Consider the following 20,931-nt stretch of genomic DNA (forward strand, 5'->3'; position numbering starts at 1 on the left):
GCCAAAACCAGTTACCCGCAACAACCAACTCTTTTTATGTTATAGTATTGGTTATTTAAAACGACTTACGCAAAATGACGGGGGAGCTTCACATGGTATGGAACTGGTTCATTCGGAAAAGCAGCGTGCAAAATAAGTTTCTGATCGCTTCGCTGGTGCTGATTATTATACCGCTGGGACTGTTCGGGACGATCTCGCTGCAGATCTCCAAGGACTCCATCACCTCGCAGGTCAGCCAGTCGAACCTGAAGATGCTGGGACAGATTGCCGATAAGACCGACCGGATGCTGGATGACATTATCGCGGTGTCGAACCAGTTCTTCCTCAGTACCGAGGTGAACCACGCGTTTACGCAAGCCTTTGATCCAAGCAGCTACGAATATGCCATGCAGCGGGCTTCCTTCGATCAAATGCTGTCCAATTCCATCTATTCGTTTAATCGGATCAGCTTTCAAGTGCTGCTGAGAGGATTAAACGGGTTTGAATTTCCGGGGAACGGCATGGAGGAGACGTTGTCTCAGCCGGTCAGCTCGTATTCGGACAAAGAGTGGTACAGAGCGGCTGTCTACGGTCAGGGCCAGATTATTTGGGTAACCGAGCCCATGCCGGAGCTGACGGGAGTGGACCGGGGGGCCGCGTTCTACGGCGTACGGATCAGCAAACGGTTTGAGAGCGGTTCACCTACCGGCATTGTAGCGGTCAGCGTTGACGAAAGCTCGCTTAGCGACCTATACGGCAGCGCGCTCGATAAAGCGCAGGAGATCGAGATCGTGGACGCAAACGGCAGGATCATCTCTTCCGGGCATAAGGACCAGATTCGGCAGTCGCTGGCCGACCGGCCGTATTATTATAAAATCCGGGATTACGATTCCGGTTATTTCCGGGCGGAAGAAGGCGGGAAGGAGCAGTTGATCTCTTTCCAGACGATCGGCAAGACGAATTGGAAGCTCATTTCCTACACGCCAACCGCGACGGTATTGTCCAGCATCAACCAGCTTCAAAAGATCGTCATTCTGGTGTTCGCGGGCGTTGTTCTGCTCGCTTACGCGGCGTCCTATTTCATGGCAAGGCGTCTTGCCGTCCCGATCAAAAGATTGTATAACCATTTTGGGCGGGTGGAGCTTGGCGACTTATCCGTTCGTCTTCCCGTTAACTCGGAGGATGAGATCGGGCATTTGACGAGAAAGTTCAACCGGATGATCGAACGGATTCAAGAGCTGCTGGAAAATATCCGGCTGGAGCAGGAGCGCAAAAGACATGCGGAGCTGCAGGCGCTGCAATCGCAGATCAACCCGCATTTCCTGTACAATACGCTGGCCTCGATCCGCTTCATGCTCGTGAAGCACAAGCCGGAGACGATCGATTCGGTGATCGTAGCGCTGGTGAAGCTGCTGAAGCAATCGATTTCGAAGCAGGACGAGCTTATTCCGATCGGGGAGGAGCTCGAGATGGTCCGAAATTATTTGTACATTCAGCAAGTCAGGCAAGGAGACCGGATGGAGGTCCGGTATGAGCTTGAAGAAGAACTCTACGAATACAAGACCATCAAGCTTATTTTGCAGCCGCTCATCGAGAATGCGATATTCCATGGCCTGGAACGCAAGGGAGAAGGACAACGGCAGCTGGTCGTGAGAGGGTATATGGAACGAACCGATATTTGTTTTGAGATCGAGGATAATGGAATCGGGATGGATCTAGGGGCCATGGAATCCGAAGCGGCGGGAGAGCAAGACGGAAAGCTGGTTCACCGGGGCGGCTACCGGAATGTTCACGAACGGCTTCAGCTGAATTTTGGCGGAAACTACGGAATCAGCGTGCAGTCGCAGGCAGGGGAAGGAACCACGGTTCTGATCCGGATTCCGGCTATACACAAATGGGAGGAGGTGAGGACAAGATGAATATTCTCATTGTGGATGATGAACCGATGATCCGGGAATGGTTCCAGATGACGGTGGAGCGGACGGGCGGCGATTACCGGATCGCTGGCGAAGCTTCAAACGGCGAGGATGCTTTAACCTTTTGCCGGGCTAACCCCGTTGATCTTGTCGTAACGGACATTAAGATGCCGGGGATGAACGGTATCGATCTCATCAAAGCGCTGAAGGAGGAAATGCCGCATATCCGGTCGGTCGTCTTCAGCTCTTACAGCGAATTTCAATTCGCGGCCGAAGCGCTGAAATTTGGGGCAAGCGAATATATTCTGAAGGCGGAAATCACGCTGTCCGGACTGGAAGAGATTTTGCAGAAAATCAAAAAGGATATTGACCTGGATCAAAGGGCGGCCAGCGAGATGAATGCGCTGAGATACAGCCTGAATGAAAGCCAGATTACGCTGCGCAACGCCTATTTCCGCGAGCTCTTGGAGGGCGGCCGCGAGGCGGCGAGCGGTTTCGCGGAGAAAATGGAGCGCCTGCATATTGGGTTGTCCGAGAAGCATCTTGCCCTGCTTTTGGTTGGGATCGCGCAAGGCGAGGAGCCGCTTCGGATTCAGGACGAAGGGCTGCTGCAAAACGCGGTCATCAACATTTTGGACGAGACGCTGCAGCATGAGCTGGGTAACGGCTGCTCTTTCCTCTATAAGCCGGGTCTCTATATCATGCTGTGCAATTCGGTTCATACGGGACTGAAGTCGCAGCGGGAGTCGCTGCTTGTGCTGGCAAGCCGGGCAAGCGAGCATCTCCAGCGGTTTGTCGGGGCTAATGCCGTGATCGGAATCAGCCATATGTACAGCAGGCTGTCGTATTTGCCGGAGCAGCTGTCCGAAGCGCTTGCGGCAGCCGACCGTCATTTATTTTACGGCGATCCCGGCATTGCCTGGTATGAAGGAAACGGCAGCGCAGGCGGCGCGGCCTACAACGGTACCGGCTCCGGCTGGACGTCAACGTTTCAGGGCTATCTGGATAACGGACTGACGGCTAGGGCCGGCTCGTTCCTCGAGATAATCATGGACGAGATGGAGACGGGCAGATTCCTGTCCGCCAAGCAGGCGAGGTCGCTGATGCTGGAGCTGATCTATATTGCGGTCAACCGCGGCCGGACGGTAGGGGTTCCGATGGAGCAGCTGGAAACCCTCTATATCGATGCCCATGTGGAGGTTCAGCGGTATGCAACGTTCCGCGAATTGTCCGGTTGGGCGAGAACCATCTTTCACCGGATTATGGACCTGATCAACGCGCGGCGTCCGCAATATGGCGAAGCGGTGGAGCGGGCATGCGAATATATTGCGCTGCATTACGCGGAAGACCTGATGCTGCAGGACATCGCGGATCATGTTCATCTGAGCCGGACGTACATCAGTGAATTGTTCAAGAAAGAAACGGGCATGAATTATAACGAGTACCTGATGCAGGTGCGAATGGAAAAGGCCAAGGAGCTTTTGAAGCGGCAGACCTTGAAGGTTGCCGATGCCGCGGCGCTTGTCGGTTATTCGAATACGAGCTATTTCATCAAGCTGTTCAAGAGCTATACGGGCTTCTCTCCGTCGGAATATATGGAGCAGCAGCGGAAAATTTAAATAACAGATCCATCCCCTAAACATCGCGATAGCGGTGTTTTTTTGCGAAATCCAAGAATAACCGAATATCGGAGCATGGAATCCGAATATTTTGTTAGTCACTCTCGATGAAGGGCATGACTGTGCTTTATTCCTGTACTTTTGAGCTGAAAGACCGGAATATGGCGTCACTGGCGGGCTCTGTATTTCTATATACTTCACAGTAGATTCAACAAAGGGAGGTCACAGGAGATATGAAAAGAAGAAAAAGCATCATGACGGCGCTATGCGTGACCGTGCTGGCCAGCGTTGCGCTAACCGCATGCGGCGGCAATTCCACCGAGCAGCTGAACCCTAAGGACAACGGTTCTTCCGGCGGCAGCAAGACGCTGACATTCTGGCGGGCGGGCACGGACGCGCCGGAGAAAGCGTATTGGACGCGCGTCATTCAGGAATTCGAAGCCAGCCATCCGGGCGTGAAGGTGAACTACAGCGAGGTTCCGTTCGGCAACGACATGGAGACCAAGCTGAATGCCGCTTACGCAAGCGGTACCGCGCCGGATGTGCTGTCCTATACACTGGCATCGGTTGCCCAGCGGGCGAATCTTGGCCAATATGAACCGCTTGACGCTTATACGGACAAGTGGGAAGGCAAAGGCGACATGATGGAAAGCGTGCTGAACACCGGCATGTACAAAGACAAGCTCTATGGCCTCGGGTTTATTCCCGACCCGCGCGTTCTGTTATGGCGCAAGGACCTGTTCGAAGCGGCGGGACTTGATCCCGAGAAGCCGCCGGCAAGCTGGGAAGAGCTGGCGAAGGACGCGGAGCTGTTGACGAAGAAAGACGGCAATACAACGGTGATGGCGGGTCTCGCGATTCCAACGGCTAACGCTTGGACCTTCTGGCAGTCGTTTGTCCTGCAGAACGGCGGCAAAATCATTGATGCCGACAAGAACGAGCCGCTCTTCGATTCTCCGGAATCGATTGAGGCAACGCAGTATATCGTGGATCTGGTGAAAAAAGGCGTAACGATTCCGAACGACTCGGCGAAATCCAACGAGAACCTGTTCCCGAACGGCAAAGCCGCAATCGCTTACGACAGTCCGGCGGCTTACGTCAACACGCAAAAGGATCATCCGGAGCTGGCCGGCAAGATAGGCGTATCCGGTCCAATCGAACGCAAGACAAAAGCAACCTTCGCCGGTATGCGCCTGCTCTTCATGAGCTCGCAAAGCAAGCAGAAGGATCTGGCGTTTGAATTCATGCAGACGGTCATGTCCAAGGAAGAGACCTGGAACCGTTACAAGGAGCTTGGCACGCCGGTTGTCCTGAACTCGCTGAAGGATGATTACATCAAAGACAAACCGGAAATGAACCAGGCGGTATTCGACGCGGTATCCTACGGGGAAGGTGCTGCAAAGGTCACTTACTCCAGCAAAATGTACGAGATCATCAGCCAGCATCTTGAAGCAGCCTTCTACAACACGAAAACAGCGGAGCAAGCCATGAAGGATGCGGCCGCGGAGCTGAAAAAAGAGCTTCCGAACCTGATTACCAACTAACCGGCATTCATCTAGCAAGTGGTAGGCGCCTGTTGCTGCAAGAAAGACAGGCGCCTTTTTCAAAGGATTTTTCTTATTGAAGGAAGAGAGGTGAGGCGTTATGAATTCCGCGAATTCGGCAACGGCAGCAAGCAAGGTGTCAACCCGCAAAAGCCGGCGGCGCGCCCCAATCGATAAAGCCGGATACTTGTTTATTGCCCCGGGTTATCTCGTTTATTTCGCGTTTATTTTTATCCCGCTGCTGGTGGGGCTGTATTACAGCTTTACGAACTACAACTTCTATTCGACGCCGGCGTTTGTCGGTTTCGACAACTACGTAAGGCTGTTCCATGACAAGCTGTTTGGCACGGCGGTGTACAATACGTTTATTTATTCCTTGTTTTCGATTTTCCCGCAGATGGCATTAGGCCTCTTGCTCGCGGTACTGCTGAACGGTAAGCTGAGAGGCCGCTTGTTCGCACGCGTCAGCGTTTATATTCCGAACGTCACCTCCATGGTTGCGGTCTCGATGATCTGGCTGTGGATTTACGATCCTTCCCTTGGGATATTGAATCGCGTGCTGAAGACGGTTGGCCTCGCCCCGGTGCAATGGCTGTACGATCCAAGCACGGCGATGGCCGCTATCATTATGATGGGAATCTGGAAATCCATCGGCTACACGATGATCGTGTATTTGTCAGGTCTGCAGTCCATCCCTACAAGCCTGTACGAAGCCGCTCATATGGATGGCGCAACAAAGGTCCGGCAGTTTTTCGCCATCACGATCCCGATGCTTAAGCCAACAACGTTTTTTATTCTGGTTATGTCCTGCATCAACTCGTTTATGGTGTTTGAGCAGGTTAACATTCTGACCAACGGCGGACCGCTGAACAAAACGACAACCATCGTGCATCAGATTTACCTGCGCGGCTTCCAGGATTTCCAGATGGGCTACGCATCGGCGATGGCGATGGTCCTGTTCGTGATTACGCTGCTTATTACTTTGCTGAATTTCCGTCTCGGAAATAAAGGGAATGACACGGATGTGGATTAGGAGGCGGACCTGAAATGACTAGAAAATGGCCTACTGTACTTTTTTCAATCGTTATGTTTATCATTGCATTGCTTATGCTGTTCCCGTTCTTGTTAATGGTTGTTACTTCGCTGAAAACGATGGGAGAGATCCAGTCCCCGACGTTTACGTTTATTCCGAAACATTGGTTATTCGACAATTACTCGGTCGCCATGGGACGAGGCGATTGGCTCCGATATTTCTATAACTCGTTTATCGTAACCGGCGTTACCGTTGTATTCAGCCTGGTGTTTAACTCCATGGCGGGCTTTGCTTTTGCAAGGCTGCGGTTCCCGGGCCGGGACGTGCTCTTCTTCTCCGTGCTGATCGGCATTATGGTGCCGCCGCAGGCGACGATGATTCCAACCTTCCTGATGATGAAGATGTTCCCGTTCTTTGGGGGGAACGACTGGATGGGGCAAGGCGGTTTTGGCTTCATCAACAGCTATACGGGTCTGGTGCTGCCGTTTATCGCAGGGTCCTTCGGGATTTTCCTGTGCCGGCAATATTTCTTGAATTTTCCGCGGGCGCTTGACGAGGCGGCGCAGATTGACGGAGCGAATGTCTTCCGCGTCTTCTTCCGGATTTATCTGCCGCTCAGCAAGCCGATTCTGGCAACGCTGGCAATCTTCAAGACCACGGCAACATGGAACGATTACATGTGGCCGCTTATTATGACCAATACGGAGCATATGCGGACCGTGCAGCTTGGCCTCACCATTTTCCGCAGCGAGACGAACGTGGAATGGAATTTGCTGATGGCGGCAACTACCTTAGTCGTATTGCCTCTTGTATTATTATTCTTGGCAGCGCAGAAATACTTCGTGCAGGGGATTGTAACAACAGGTCTGAAATAAGGGGGATCTCATGAGAACGATTATGATTATGCTCGATACGTTGAACCGAAGAGCTTTATCCGCTTACGGCGGGGACGGCGTTCGGACGCCTAATATCGACCGGCTGGCAGAGCAGTCCGTCGTCTTCGACCAGCATTGGTCCGGGTCGCTGCCTTGCATGCCGGCTCGGCGCGATATGCTGACGGGACGGGCCGCCTTTCTGGAAAAAGGCTGGGGCGGCATTGAACCGTTTGACCGCACTTTGCCGTCGTCGCTGAGGGAGGCCGGCGTGTTCAGTCATATCGTTACCGACCATTATCATTATTTTGCTACGGGCGGAGAGAATTATTGCCAGTCCTTCTCCACTTGGGATTTCCACCGGGGGCAGGAGGATGATCCTTGGGTTTCTTCTATTAAGAATCTCCCGGAGCCGGAACGTTATTACGGCCAGGTGCGCGCGCAATGCGAGAAGAACCGTACGCAATTTCTTCGCGAAGAGGATTATCCGGGGCCAAGGGCCATTCGGGCGGCATGCGATTGGCTGGAGAAAAACGGGCGCGAGGACCGGTATTTCCTGACCGTGGAAGCTTTTGACCCGCATGAGCCGTTTGATACGCCCGACCATTATTTGCGGATGTACCAGGACAGCTATGAAGGTCCAACCTACAGCTGGCCGAAATACGGCACGGTTGACGTACCGCCGGAGGCGCTTGCCCATATTCAGAAGCGTTACGCGGCTACTCTTACGATGATCGACCATTGGCTTGGCAAGCTGCTCGATACCATGGAACGGCTGGATATTCTGGACGATACGCTTGTTATTTTTACGACCGACCACGGTTTATTGCTAGGCGAGCACGAACAGACCGGCAAAAACGTCATGCATGTCTATAACGAGCTGGCCCATATCCCGCTGATGATTCGTCTTCCCGAAGGGCGAGGGGCGGGTACCCGTATCCAGGCGCTTACGCAAAATATCGATCTTATGCCAACGATCCTGGATTATATGGGAGCTGAGATTCCGGAAACGGTGCAAGGCGCCTCGCTTCGCGGATTGCTTGAAGGAACCGAGGAGAAGGTTAGGGAAGCGGCTTTGTACGGCTACCACGGGATGTGCGTCAATGTAACGGATGGCCGTTATACGTATATGCGCGCACCGGTCTCCAAAGATAACTACCCGTGTTATGCATACACAGCTATGCCGACCACCTTCCGTTCTTATCTCGGACGCGTAGCGCCGGAGCGGATTGAAGCGGGCCGGTTCCTGCCTTATACGGCCTATCCGGTGTTCAAAATTCCGGAAAGCACGCAAGGGGTAACGTATGCCCGGAATCAATTCGTCATGGAGACGAAGTTATATGATCTGGCGGAGGACGAGCATCAGGAGCATCCGCTTCAGGATGAGGCGGCCGAGGCACGGATGATGGAGCTTCTCGTTGCGGGCATGAAGCAGGCGGGGGCGCCGGAAGAGCAGTATGTCCGGCTTGGACTCTTGCAACAATAATAGAGCAGATGGCAGTATTAACTCTTCCGTGAAATAACAAGCGGAAAGCGTTGTACTGCCATTTCTTATTATGGTAGTGTTGAAATAAGAGATTCTTAGAGTGGTTAGATTGATCATAGACACTTCTTATACGGAGAGGAAGTTGAAGATGGCACAGGAATCGGATCATAACACGGTAAAATCCTGCTGTTCAACCGATCGTTCATCGGTTGTCCTTGCACCAAAGAACCTGAAGCTGAAAGCTGCGGTTAAACCGGCGGACTCTAAGCCGGCAGCCGATACGAATTCCGATACAACGGGAATGGTGTTCATTCCGGGAGGGACCTTCCTGATGGGCACCAATGATAAGGAAGGCTTTGCGGCTGACGGGGAAGGCCCGGTTCATAGCGTTACCGTAAACAGCTATTATATGGACGAAACGGCGGTTACGAATGAGCAGTTCGGACGTTTTATCGCGGCAACGGGGTACATCACCGAAGCCCAGAGGTTTGGCTGGTCTTACGTATTCCATCTGTTCGTTTCGGAGGCGGAAGCGGCAAAGGTGAAGACGGTGCCGCAAACGGCCCCTTGGTGGTACCCGGTAGAAGGCGCAGACTGGAACCATCCGGAAGGACCGGATTCCACAATTGAAGGCCGCGAGGATCATCCGGTTATTCATGTCAGCTGGAATGATGCGATGGCGTATTGCGAGTGGGCGGGCAGGCGTCTGCCGACGGAAGCGGAATGGGAATACGCGGGCCGAGGCGGACTTGCGCAGAAGCGCTACCCGTGGGGCGATGAGCTGAAGCAAGGCGGCGAGCATAACTGCAACATTTGGCAGGGCAAGTTCCCGGTCAAAAATCACGCCAGCGACGGTTACTTAGGCACTGCCCCGGCCAAGAGCTTCCGGCCAAACGGCTACGGCCTCTATAATATGGCGGGCAACGTATGGGAATGGTGCTCGGACTGGTTTAGTCCGACCTACTACCAAAGCGGCGAAAGCGATAACCCGCTTGGCCCTCGCACCGGTGAAGGGCGCGTCATGCGGGGCGGCTCGTATCTTTGCCACAGCTCCTACTGCAACCGTTACCGGGTAGCGGCGCGCAGCAAGAATACCCCCGACAGCTCCACCGGCAATTGCGGGTTCCGCACGGTGCTGTCCGCACCGCAGCAATAATGGAAAAGCCGTCTACCAAGCTGCAATTAGCTTGGTAGACGGCTTTTTTAGTGCCCTCAATCGCGGTGGCTCGTCACCCCCGGCTCCAAAGGGCCGTTTTCTCCAAGCTTAACGATGCCGCGCATCGTTAAGCTCCCCGAAACAGCTCGCTGGGCTGCCTTAACGATGTCGCACATCGTTAAGGCGCGCCAAATCGCCGAAAGCACGGTTTCCCCCGGAACTTTTCATTAAGCCGCTTCCTTCTGTCCCGTCCAACTTACAAGTCACAATCTTATCCTTTCAGGTCACCGGAGTGGTAGTGAGACTGCCGCCCAAAATCCTACAATGAACTCATGAACCACGGTATACCGGGGTCAACAAACCTACAAGAGTTGATAAAGGGAAGGGAGCTCTCAACGATGTTAAAGAGCAAAAAGATGCTTATCACGCTTAGCCTGCTGGCTGTATCGATGTCGCTCGCCGCATGCGGCGGCAACAATAACGGCAATAGCACAACTGGCGGCAATGCCAACGCCTCCGCAAGCGCCAATACGAACGCTAACGCGCCGGCTTCGGAATCGCCAAGCACGGATGCGGCGGCAACAACGGAAGCGAACGGTCCGACTGAAGCGAAGCCTGCCGAGCTCACGATTTGGCCGGATACGGCGGAAGACAAACTCGCGGTCATCCAAGCGGCAGCAGATAAATACACGGCCGCAACAGGCATCAAGATCAATATCAAGCCGGTAGCGATGAACGATCAGCCGGATGTGCTTGCCCTCGACGGTCCTGCAGGCAAAGGTCCGGACCTGTTCTACCAGCCGGGCATCGGCAGCTTGGTTGTGAAGGGTCTCGTGCAAGAGGTGAAAGCGTCGGATGAAGTAAAGGGCACCTACACGCCGGAAGCGCTTGCGGCTCTTAGCCAAAACGGCGTGCTGTACGGACTGCCGCTTGTAACCGAAACGTACGCTCTCTTCTATAATAAGAAGCTTGTTCCTACGGCGCCTGCAACGATTGCAGACCTGGAGCAAATTATGAAGGACCAGACAGACGCGAAGAAGCAAAACTACGGCTTCCTCTTTGAGGCGGCGAACTTCTACTTCGCTTGGGGCTTCCTCGGCGGCGAAGGCGGCTATATTTTCAAAGACAACGGCGGCAAATACGATATCAACGATATCGGTCTGAACAAGGAAGGCACGGTAAAAGGCGCTTCCCTGATCCAAAGCTGGTTCAACAACGGCTACCTGCCTAAAGGCGTAAACGGCGACATCGTTGGCGGTCTGTTCACGCAAGGCAAAGTTGGCGCGGTTATCAACGGACCGTGGGCTATCAACGATTACAAAAAAGCGCTCGGCGACGATCTGGCGGTTGCTCCAATCCCTAACCTTGAAGGCGGCGCACATCCAACCTCCTTCATCGGCGTAAAAGGCTGGATGCTCTCCAAGTTCTCGAAGAGCCCGGAATGGGCGGCAGATTTTGCGGCCTTCCTGACGAACGAAGAGAACGCGCTTGAATACTTCAAGAAAACGGGCGAGGTTCCTCCGGTTATCAACGTACTGAACAATCCGGTTCTGACGGGTGATCCGCTTGTAGCCGGCTTCTCGCAGCAAATCCAATACGGCCAGCCGTTCCCGACGGTTCCCGAGCTTGACCACGTATGGGATCCAATGGCGAATGCCCTGAAATTCATCACGGAAGGCAAAGACGTGCAAGCTTCCCTGGACGATGCCGTCAAACTCATTAACGACAAGATGAAAATGGCCGGCGCGAAGTAAGGCAAATCTTGCACGCCACACCATGAACGAATGGAAAGGGGCTCCCGCAGCCCCTTTCCATATTAAATTGCATTCGGAAATATGGAAGGTGAACCAGACATGAATCTCAATGCCCCGGAGCCGGCTACGCAGGCCAGACAGAGCCATCATAATCCTGCCCTCGCGACGGTCCTGTCCATCGTCCCTGGATTAGGCCAGCTGTACAACCGAAGGTGGATTAAAGGAATTGTATTTCTTGTCATTGGCTTAAGCTTGATCCTTGCGTTATCCATGCCTATCGCAAACAGCATCGCAGGAATGATTACGCTCGGGGACAACCCGGAGACCGATGATTCCCGCAACCTGCTCGTTCAAGGCTTGTTATCGGCTATCATCGGCTTCATCCTGCTGAGCCTTTACGCGCTGAATATGGTGGATGCCAGCAAGGATGCGAAAAAACGGCAGGCGGGGATCCGCACGCCATCCGTGCGGCAGGCCTTCCAGGACAGCTGGGAGCATGGCTTCCCTTATTTTGTCGTCGTGCCGAACTTCATCATGATGGCGCTGATCGTTATTTTCCCGCTGCTGTTTATGATCTCTCTCGCTTTTACCAACTACAACCTGTACAATTCTCCGCCTGCCCATTTGCTGGATTGGGTCGGTTTTGCGAACTTCAAAGCCCTGTTCACGGAAGCCGTGTGGAGCAAAAGCTTGTTTACCGTTCTATCCTGGACGGTCGTATGGACGCTTGTCGCGACAACGCTGCAAATTATGCTGGCCTTTTTCCTTGCGGTGATGATCAACGACAGCCGCGTCCGATTCAAGCGCTTGATCCGTACGGTTATGATTCTCCCTTGGGCGGTACCGTCTTTTATGACCGTGCTGGTGTTTACGGCCATGTTTAACGATACGTTTGGCGCGATTAACCGGGATATTTTCTCCCACTTCGGCGTGTCGATTCCTTGGCTCTCGGATCCAACCTGGGCGCGAGTAGCGATTATCGGCATTCAGGTGTGGCTTGGTTTCCCTTATGTGTTCACGCTGATTACCGGCGTCCTGCAGGGGATCTCGAAGGATTGGTATGAAGCAGCCGATGTGGACGGAGGCTCCCGCTGGAAGAAGTTCCGCTTCATCACGATGCCGCATGTGCTCTTCGCAACGGCTCCGCTGCTCATCATGCAATACTCGTACAATTTCAATAACTTCAATATTATTTACCTGTTCAACAAAGGCGGCCCTCCGGTACCGGGCCAGAACTCGGGCGCGACCGACATCCTGATCTCATGGGTGTACAGCCTGACGTTTAAGGAGAACAACTACAAAATGGCTGCCGCCGTGTCCATCATCATGGGTATAGTCGTAGCGGCGTTTGCTCTCTATCAATTCCGCAGAACCCGTTCCTTCAGAGAGGAGGATATGTATTAAGATGAAACGCTCGCTCAAATCCGCTCTGGAAGTGTCCGGCATTTATCTGGTTGTCCTAATTATGTTCGTCATCATTCTGTACCCGCTGCTGTGGGCGTTCAGCATGTCCCTCAACCCGGGCACCAGCTTGTTTTCGCTCAAGATGATCCCTGACAACTGGTCGCTCGAGCATTACGAATGGCTGTTCAACAACCCGAGCAGCAACTACACCCTATGGTATAAAAATACGCTAATCATCGCGTTTGCGAACGGTCTTGCCTCGGTCTGCATCGTATCCATCGTTGCGTACGTGTTCTCGCGATTCCGTTTTGTCGGACGCAAGAACAGCATTTATACGTTCCTTCTGCTGCAGATGTTCCCGGTCTTGATGGGGATGGTGGCGATCTACCTGCTGCTCAATACGGTTAATCTGCTGGATACGTTTTTGGGCTTGATTCTGATCTATGTGTTTGGCGGCCTGCCGATGAACCTTTTCCTTGTAAAAGGTTACCTCGATACGATTCCGCGCGACCTCGACGAATCGGCCAAAATCGACGGAGCGGGCTACCTGACGATTTTCTTCCGGATTCTGGTACCGCTTGCCAGCCCGATTATCGCGGTCGTTGCCTTGTTTACGTTTATGGCGCCGTTCTTCGACTTCCTGACGCCGCAGATCATTATCCGCAGCCCGGAGAAGTTTACGCTGGCGCTAGGGTTGTACAACTTCATTAACGATAAGTTCGCGAACAACTTTACGATGTTTGCCGCAGGCACGATTCTGATTGCGATTCCGATCTCGATCGTTTTCCTGCTGCTGCAAAGGTTCCTCATTTCCGGCCTTGCCGATGGGGCAACCAAGGGATAAATACGATGCTTTTCAGATCAGGAGGAATGGGATCAATGCCATCATTATTAAAGAAGCTGATGATACTGTGCATGGCGCTCCTTATTATGATCCCCCCGCTGTCCGCTAGTGCGGACGGCGTTTCCGGGGTTAATAATGAATACGCTTACATTCGGATTCATAATCCTTGGCAAGGGTATTCGCTTTATGAGGATGCCGGGGGCAAGGTGCGGTACGGGTTTCCAGCAATAAATGATCCGTATGCGCAGTGGTTAATCGAAGAAAAGGATGGACACAAGCGTTTCAAGAACCGCGCGACCGGCCATTACATGAACTCCGAGCAAGTAACGGATGCGAATATTACGAATGCGGTGGAGAGCTCGGCAATAAGCGAAGGCTCGGCTTCGGACACTTGGGATATTGCGGAAGTGGCCAGCAAGCCCGGCGAGTTCAACCTTATCAGCACCCGCAATTCGTCGTGGATTGTGAACTTCCAGATTCAAGACGGCAAGGTGCAGGCGAACAACTGGGCGCAAAAGGATTGGGGAAGCGCGACATGGACGCTTGAGCCCGCCGATGCATCTGAGCCGGTACGGATCGTCAACCCCTGGAACGGCTCCTATTTATATGAAGAAGACGGGGAAGCGAAATACGGGGAAGTCGCGTTAAACAACGCGTCCTCGCAATGGTTAGTTGAAGACAAGGACGGCTACAAACGCCTCAAGAACCGCGCCACCGGGCATTATCTCCATTCGCAGGCCATTACTGCGGAGCAAATTACGAATCCGGTCGGCATTTCCGCGATTGCCGAGGGCTGGACATCCGATCTATGGTCCCTCGAAGCGGCTGACGATAATGGCGGCATCAACATCGTCAGCTCCCGCGATAACGGCTGGATTGTGAATATCCAAGGCACCGGCAATGGACCGGACGGCATCGTCCGTGCGAACAACTGGGCGCAGAAGAGCTGGGGCAGCGCCGTCTGGAAGCTTGAACCCGCGGCGGATACCGCTCCGAAGCGGATCAAGAACAACTGGAAGGGCACCTATCTGTACGAAGATAGCGGTCAGATCAAATACGGAGAGCCTGCCTACACGGATAAGGCTTCGCAATGGATTCTGATCGACACGGCTACCGGAACATTGCTGCGTAATCTCGCTACCGGTCATTTTGTAACAAGCGTCGATTACGCGGGAGCAACGCCGCTCTCGGCAGAGGACTCGCCAAGCGCGGATTCGGCCTGGGTAGTTGCGGCGGCCAAGAATGACAGCGGTGGTGAAGTCGAAGGCTACATTACGCTTGGAAGCGCCGCAAACGCAAACAGCTTCATCAACGTGCAGAATCAGGACGGCTTCGCGCAGGGCAATAACTGGGCGCAGGCAACCTGGGGCAGCGCGCAATGGGCGCTGGAGGATCCGGCTCCGCCGAAGGAACCCGTTGTTCCGTATATCCGGATCAAGAACAACTGGCTGCAGCTGTATTTGTTCGAGGATGCAAACGGCGTTGTTCAATACGGCAACATACAGCCTTCGGACCGGAATGCGCAGTGGCTGGTTGAGGAGCATGACGGCGTGAAGCGGATCAAGAACCGCGGTACCGGTCACTATTTGAACAATGACGGAGTAACCGAGGACCGGGACGCGCTAAAATCTACCGCCTTGGCCGACGATTCACAGGCTGGCGATTGGACGATCGAGACGTATCAAGGCAATAAGCTGATCGGCAAGCCCGGCGATACCGGCGGCAAATACGTCAACGTCGAGAACAAGCTGAAGCATGCGCAGCTTAGCGTGGTGCCGAAGGATTGGGGCAGCCCGAAATGGGAGTTTATTACGGTAGGCGAGACAACTCCATCCTACGTGCGTCTGAAGAATAGCTATTTTGGCCAATATCTCTTTGAGGACAAGAATGGCAAGGTTGCTTACGGCCAGCCGGCGGCGGACGATCCGGCTTCCCAATGGTCGCTTGAGACTGCTCCGCAAGGCGTATACATCGTGAACAAGGCGACCGGTCATATGATTTCGAATGAGAACATCAACCGTGATCCTACCAATGAATCGGATCCGCATCTGAAAGCGCTGGAAAGCTTGACTCTGGATAAATCATGGGGCAGCGTGCAATGGGCAGTATCGGATGTGGAAGGCGCTGCGAATACAAAGGTATTAAGCAATGGATGGAATGCGAACTGGAATAACGAACCTGCCCGCATCCATATCCAGGACCGGACCGGCTATGGTCAGGCGAGCCCGATTCCTGCCGACTGGGGCAGTGCGCAGTGGGTGCTCGAGCCTGCACCCCAAGCGCAGGCCGAGCTGCCGGAGGGTTTTATACGCATCAGGAATGAAGCTAACGGTCAATACCTATACGAGAACGGCAACAACGTTGTGCTGTACGGTACGCCTGAAGCAAACAACGCGGCCTCGCATTGGAAGATTGCAAGTCATGACGGCAAGCAGCAAATCGTAAACCGGGCGACCGGCGACGCGATTTCGATTGAACATCTGGAAAGCTACCTCGAGACAACGGCATCGCCTTCCGCTGAAGACACGAAGGTACAATGGGTGGTCGAAAACGGTCCTACAGCCGGCATCTATCTTATGCGCAGTGCCGCAGAGGGCTATGAAGACAACTATATCCATACCGAAGACCTGCAAGGTTACGCGCAGTATGAGCTGAGGTCCGTTGAAAGCCGCGGCGTGCAGTGGAGATTCGAGACGGCACCGGCGGAAGCGGTGACGGTACCGCCGATTGACGGACCGGCCAACGCGGTAACGCCTGTACTGAAGGAGCTTAACGCGGTACGGATTACGGACGCAGCCAGCGGCAAAGCGCTGATTGAACGCAATGGTGTTATTGTGGCGGATACGCCTGCCGCTGCCGACGGCAAAGCTGCCGAATGGCTGCCGCAGGATTATAACGGCCATAAGCAATACGTGAACCAAGCAACCGGTCATAAGCTGGCTGTGAAGGCAAGCGGTCAGGCAACCGTGTCGGCCGATGGGGCAAGCTTGTCCACGCAATGGGATGTCTCGTCTCACGCGGGTTATCAGTTGCTCGGCAATGCTTCGGCAGCAGGGCAGTATTTGACGCTTGAAGAGAAAGGAGCCGCATCCGTTCAAACGGTAGAGCCATCCGAGGACTCGGCGCATTGGCTGCTTCTGCCCGTGAAGAGCGATGTCCGCTATGAAGCGGAGGACGCTTTCATGACAGGCGGTGTTTTCGCAAACGGTACTTATGCGGCTGGCTTCACGCATGAGGATGCAGTCCTGCTGTTTGCCGTCCATACGGACAAAGCAGATAACTACGCTGCTAAGATTCGTTTCCGGAATAGCGACAGCAGCGTAAAAACGTTAGCTCTTTACGTCAATGGCCTGAGACAAGCAGAAGCTGCGCAGTTCCCAAGCACAGGCGGGAACTGGTCGGACCTTGCCCTCGAGCTGCCGCTTCGCGCCGGCTTTAACACCGTATCGTTTCAATACGATAGCGGCAGTACGGACGGTATCGAAGCAGATTACCTCCTTGTGCGCAATACGGTAAGCAAGAACTACCGCGGAGCAACTGTTCCGTTTACGACCTATGAAGCTGAACACGGTTCAACAAACGGCACCCTCATTAAAGAGGACCGTACGTTTAAAACCTTCGCTTCCGAGGCCTCCGGAAGAGAGGCGGTTCGTCTGGATGCAACGGGACAATACGTCGAGCTCAAGACAACGGAGCAGGCAAATGCGCTCACCATGCGTTATATCCTTCCCGACTCTTCGGCAGGGGATGGCGAAGAGCATACGTTAACGCTTTACGTTAACGGCAGGAAGCAAGGCAAGATCAACCTTTCCAGCAAATACAGCTGGGTGTACGGCAAATATCCGTGGACGAATAATCCGGCTGACGGTGATGCCCATCGTTTCTATGACGAGTCCCGCTTATTAATAGGGGACGTACCGGCAGGCTCCGCGATTCGCCTCGTGAAGGAAGCAGACGATACCGCGCGATATTACGTGGTGGATCTGGTTGATCTCGAACAGGCGCCCGATGCATATGCGAAGCCGGAGGGTTACGTATCCGTTGCTGACTTTGGCGCAACAGCCAATGACAGCTCCGATGACTCGGCAGCTTTCGAAGCGGCAATCGCGGCTGCCAAGGAGCAAGGCACCGGCGTATGGATTCCGGCAGGAAGCTTTACGCTTGCACAAGGCCCTCTCCATATCGACAACGTCACCATCCGCGGAGCCGGAATTTGGCATACGGAGCTGCATGGCGAAGGCTTCCTGGCGGAAGGTAGCAAAGTTCGCGTCTACGATTTGTATATGGATCTTGGCGTAACGGGACGCCATGACGAGCTGCGCGAAGCGGGCTTTGACGGAACGTTTGGCCAAAGCTCCGTCATTCAGAACGTATGGATCGAACATGCCAAAGCGGGCATCTGGTCGATGCGAAGCGATGCGGGAGTTGTGACGGATGGCTTGTACGTAGGCGGCGTGCGTATTCGCGATACCTACGCGGACGGCATCAATTTTACAACGGGCACCAGAAACTCGATGATTGAGCAGACGTTTATCCGGAATTCCGGCGACGACAGCATCGCGCTTTGGTCGCAGAAACCGGAAGGCGTATCCGACGCTGACAGCCGGGTAAGCAACAATACGGTGCGCTTCAATACGGTTCAGCTGCCATGGCTAGCCGATAACGTTGCGATCTTTGGCGGGCGCGATAACAATGTGCAAGATAACATCCTGTCGGATACGGTGGGCTTTGGCGCGGGGATTGCCGTATCGACGCGGTTTAATCCGGTTGCTTTCGACGGCACCACGCTTATCGAGCGCAATACACTGATCCGTACCGGCGGCCGCGAGCCAAGCTGGGGGCAAAACTTCGGAGCGATTTGGCTGTTCACGGGCGACAAACCGATTGATGCGGACATTAAAATCCGCGATAACACCGCTCTGGACAGCACGTATCAAGGCTTGTACGTAAACGGACCAAACGCGATTGCTGACGGTACCCGCAGCATTACGATCGAGAATTACGTCATTGACGGTACCGGCACATGGGGCATTCATGTCAACAATGACGTAAGCGGCTCTATCAATCTGGATAATGTCATTGTACGCAACACCAAGATTGGTCCGGTCTTTAATGCGAAAGCTAAGGGCTTTGAGCTTCGGACGATTACGCACGAAGACAATCCGGGCACAGGCCATACAGGCGGAGGCGGTTCAACTCCGGCTGAGCCATCGGTTAACCATGACGCAGAGCTGAAAGACGGACTAACCGCAGGCAAAAAAGAGATCGTCATCGACCTGCCGGCAAATGGCGCAGCAGGCACGGCCGAGTTCTCGGGCGCCGTACTGAAGACGGCTGCCTCCGCCCCGCAGGAGGCAGCCATTATCATCCGATATGGCGGTATAACCTACACGCTTCCATCGACGATATGGACGATTCTGGAGGAAGCTGGTTATGCGGATGCGTTGGCCGCTGCCGATGCCAAGCTGACGTTAACACTCTCGCCGGCTTCCGGCACGCTAGTCGACGAAATGAAGAGCAAAGCTGCTTCCGCCGGCTTTACCCTTGCCGGCAATCCGGTTTCCTTCGAGCTGTCGCTGCAATCCGGCGGCCAGTCCATGACCGTCCATCAATTCGGCAAACAATTTATTGCAAGAAGCTTTACGTTTAATGGCCAGGTAGATCAGGCTCACAGCTCTGTTGTTGTTTACGATCCGGCAGCGGGCCTGTTCAGAACGGTACCTGCGTTGTTCGCAAGCCAAGGCGGAGATACGGTCGTGACGGTACTCAGCGCAACAAACAGCTTGTACGCCGTTGCGGTGACGGATGCTTCCTTTAAGGATATCGCTGTCCACTGGGCCAAGGCCGATATTCTGCTATTGGCAAACAAACGGATTGTGAATGGCGTATCAGCTGATCTGTTCGCGCCTAACCGGAATATGACGAGAGCCGAGTTCGCGGCGCTTGTCGTAAAAGCGCTTGGCCTTACACGAGGCAGTGCCGCATCAACACCATCCTTTGCGGATGTCCCTTCAACCGCCTGGTATGCTTCTTATGTGCGGACCGTCGTTCAATACGGCATTGTAAAAGGCATGAGTGACGGGACGTTCCGTCCGAATCAGGAAATTACCCGTCAGGAAATGGCGGTTATGCTGACGCGGGCATTGGACCAGATTACGAAGCACGAACAAATCCACTTTGAAGCGCCCAAAGCGGCCTTCCCGCAAGACGGCAGCCAGATCGCCGATTGGGCGCAATCCTCAATCGACGAGCTTGTTGCCAAAGGCATCATGCAGGGCAAATCGGCCGGCAAGTTTGCGCCGCTCGATCACGCGACACGCGCCGAAGCGGCGGTCACGCTGAAGCGATTGCTTCAGGTGGCTGGCCTCATGAACAAATAATAGGCAGCTAGAAAACGGCAATGGCGCCACTGGATCTTCCAGTGGCGCCATTGCCTATTTTTGCCGTATGACAGCTTGCTGGTTTTGATAGAATAATGATAAAAGCACAACTTGTTAATCATTGCTGCTTCAAGACGTAAGATTTTTCATAGGAAATTGAGAAGTTGCTAAGGATTTGTTAAGGAATCATTCGTATACTTGATAACATATCAAAGCGCTCCAGGAGGCATTATGACCGTGAATACAATATTAATGGTAGATGATGAAGCAGAGATCATTAAGCTGATGAGCATTTATCTCCATAACGAAGGATACAGGTATCTGCAGGCGTCAAACGGACTTGAGGCTCTCGAGATTTTGGAAAAGCAGCATGTCGATCTGATCATCCTAGATCTGATGATGCCCAAAATGGATGGAATCGAGGCCTGCATGAAAATACGGGAAAATAATCATATTCCCATTATTATGCTCTCTGCAAAGAGTCAGGATATCGATAAAATATCGGGTCTCAGCGTAGGCGCGGACGATTATGTAACCAAGCCGTTTAGTCCGCTTGAGCTTATCGCGCGAATCAAATCGCAGCTTCGCCGAATGAAGCAATTCAAGACCGGTCCATCAAACGCAAGCGAAATTCAAATTGACAACGTGATTATTAATATCGCCTCCCATACGGTTATGGTCGACCAGAAGGAGATTAAGCTGACTCCAAGGGAGTTTGCGCTTCTGCGGTTTTTGGCGGTTAATCGCGGCAATGTGCTCAGCATGGAGCAGATTTATGAAGAGGTATGGAACGAGCCTTTTATGGAATCCAAGAACAGCGTGATGGTTCATATCCGCAAGCTCCGCGAAAAAATCGAATGCGACCCGCGCAACCCCCGCATTATAAAAACGGTTTGGGGGATCGGCTATAAAATTGAGGCCGTCTGATGCAGAGAGGGGAGTTT

At 53.6% G+C, this 20,931-nt stretch carries 13 protein-coding genes; 12 read left to right on the forward strand and 1 reads right to left on the reverse strand.

Translation table 11 applies throughout. The features are described 5' to 3' along the window. The first annotated feature begins 92 nt into the window (after positions 1 to 92). The 7 genes from FHT67_RS15555 to FHT67_RS15585 all read left to right on the forward strand — a co-directional run bounded on the left by FHT67_RS15555 (position 93) and on the right by FHT67_RS15585 (position 9,605). A complete protein-coding gene (locus tag FHT67_RS15555) occupies positions 93 to 1,898 on the forward strand; it encodes a cache domain-containing sensor histidine kinase (protein WP_132310310.1) in 1,806 nt (601 codons plus the stop codon). Continuing rightward, positions 1,895 to 3,514, forward strand: coding sequence for a response regulator transcription factor (locus FHT67_RS15560; protein WP_167199607.1), 1,620 nt, complete (start codon positions 1,895 to 1,897; stop codon positions 3,512 to 3,514). Before FHT67_RS15555 ends, FHT67_RS15560 begins: the two co-directional genes overlap by 4 nt. A 233-nt stretch (positions 3,515 to 3,747) precedes the next feature. Next, complete coding sequence (locus tag FHT67_RS15565) at positions 3,748 to 5,058, forward strand: ABC transporter substrate-binding protein (protein ID WP_132310314.1); 1,311 nt, start codon at positions 3,748 to 3,750, stop codon at positions 5,056 to 5,058. 100 nt (positions 5,059 to 5,158) lie between these two features. Then, positions 5,159 to 6,091, forward strand: a complete 933-nt coding sequence (locus tag FHT67_RS15570) for a carbohydrate ABC transporter permease (RefSeq protein WP_208403302.1) — start codon at positions 5,159 to 5,161, stop codon at positions 6,089 to 6,091. Positions 6,092 to 6,105: 14 nt separating this feature from the next. Continuing rightward, positions 6,106 to 6,966: a carbohydrate ABC transporter permease gene (locus tag FHT67_RS15575; protein ID WP_167199610.1), complete on the forward strand. Its 861-nt coding sequence runs from the start codon at positions 6,106 to 6,108 to the stop codon at positions 6,964 to 6,966. Positions 6,967 to 6,976: 10 nt separating this feature from the next. Next, positions 6,977 to 8,449, forward strand: a complete 1,473-nt coding sequence (locus FHT67_RS15580; protein WP_167199614.1) for a sulfatase — start codon at positions 6,977 to 6,979, stop codon at positions 8,447 to 8,449. 148 nt (positions 8,450 to 8,597) lie between these two features. Then, a complete protein-coding gene (locus FHT67_RS15585) occupies positions 8,598 to 9,605 on the forward strand; it encodes a formylglycine-generating enzyme family protein (protein ID WP_167199617.1) in 1,008 nt (335 codons plus the stop codon). Between the two features lie 56 nt (positions 9,606 to 9,661). On the opposite strand, the gene FHT67_RS29710 is transcribed toward FHT67_RS15585, so the two are convergent. Beyond that, complete coding sequence (locus tag FHT67_RS29710; RefSeq protein ID WP_208403303.1) at positions 9,662 to 9,811, reverse strand: hypothetical protein; 150 nt, start codon at positions 9,809 to 9,811, stop codon at positions 9,662 to 9,664. A 192-nt stretch (positions 9,812 to 10,003) separates the two neighbouring features. On the opposite strand from FHT67_RS29710, the gene FHT67_RS15590 reads away from it, so the two are divergent. The 5 genes from FHT67_RS15590 to FHT67_RS15610 all read left to right on the forward strand — a co-directional run bounded on the left by FHT67_RS15590 (position 10,004) and on the right by FHT67_RS15610 (position 20,914). Then, positions 10,004 to 11,359 (forward strand): extracellular solute-binding protein, encoded by a 1,356-nt coding sequence (locus FHT67_RS15590; RefSeq protein ID WP_167199620.1) that lies wholly within the window; start codon positions 10,004 to 10,006, stop codon positions 11,357 to 11,359. 99 nt (positions 11,360 to 11,458) lie between these two features. Further along, the gene (locus FHT67_RS15595) at positions 11,459 to 12,763 is read left to right on the forward strand and encodes a sugar ABC transporter permease (protein ID WP_167199623.1); all 1,305 of its coding nucleotides are present in this window, start codon (positions 11,459 to 11,461) and stop codon (positions 12,761 to 12,763) included. Between the two features lies 1 nt (position 12,764). After that, positions 12,765 to 13,607 (forward strand): sugar ABC transporter permease, encoded by an 843-nt coding sequence (locus tag FHT67_RS15600; RefSeq protein WP_167199626.1) that lies wholly within the window; start codon positions 12,765 to 12,767, stop codon positions 13,605 to 13,607. Between the two features lie 35 nt (positions 13,608 to 13,642). Further along, positions 13,643 to 19,987, forward strand: coding sequence for an S-layer homology domain-containing protein (locus FHT67_RS15605; RefSeq protein ID WP_167199629.1), 6,345 nt, complete (start codon positions 13,643 to 13,645; stop codon positions 19,985 to 19,987). Positions 19,988 to 20,218: 231 nt separating this feature from the next. Beyond that, entirely contained in the window at positions 20,219 to 20,914 is a 696-nt protein-coding gene (locus FHT67_RS15610) for a response regulator transcription factor (protein WP_132310332.1), read from the forward strand. The last annotated feature ends 17 nt before the right edge of the window (positions 20,915 to 20,931 follow it).

It is taken from the genome of Paenibacillus sp. BK720, from assembly GCF_011761545.1.
GTDB lineage: Bacteria > Bacillota > Bacilli > Paenibacillales > Paenibacillaceae > Pristimantibacillus.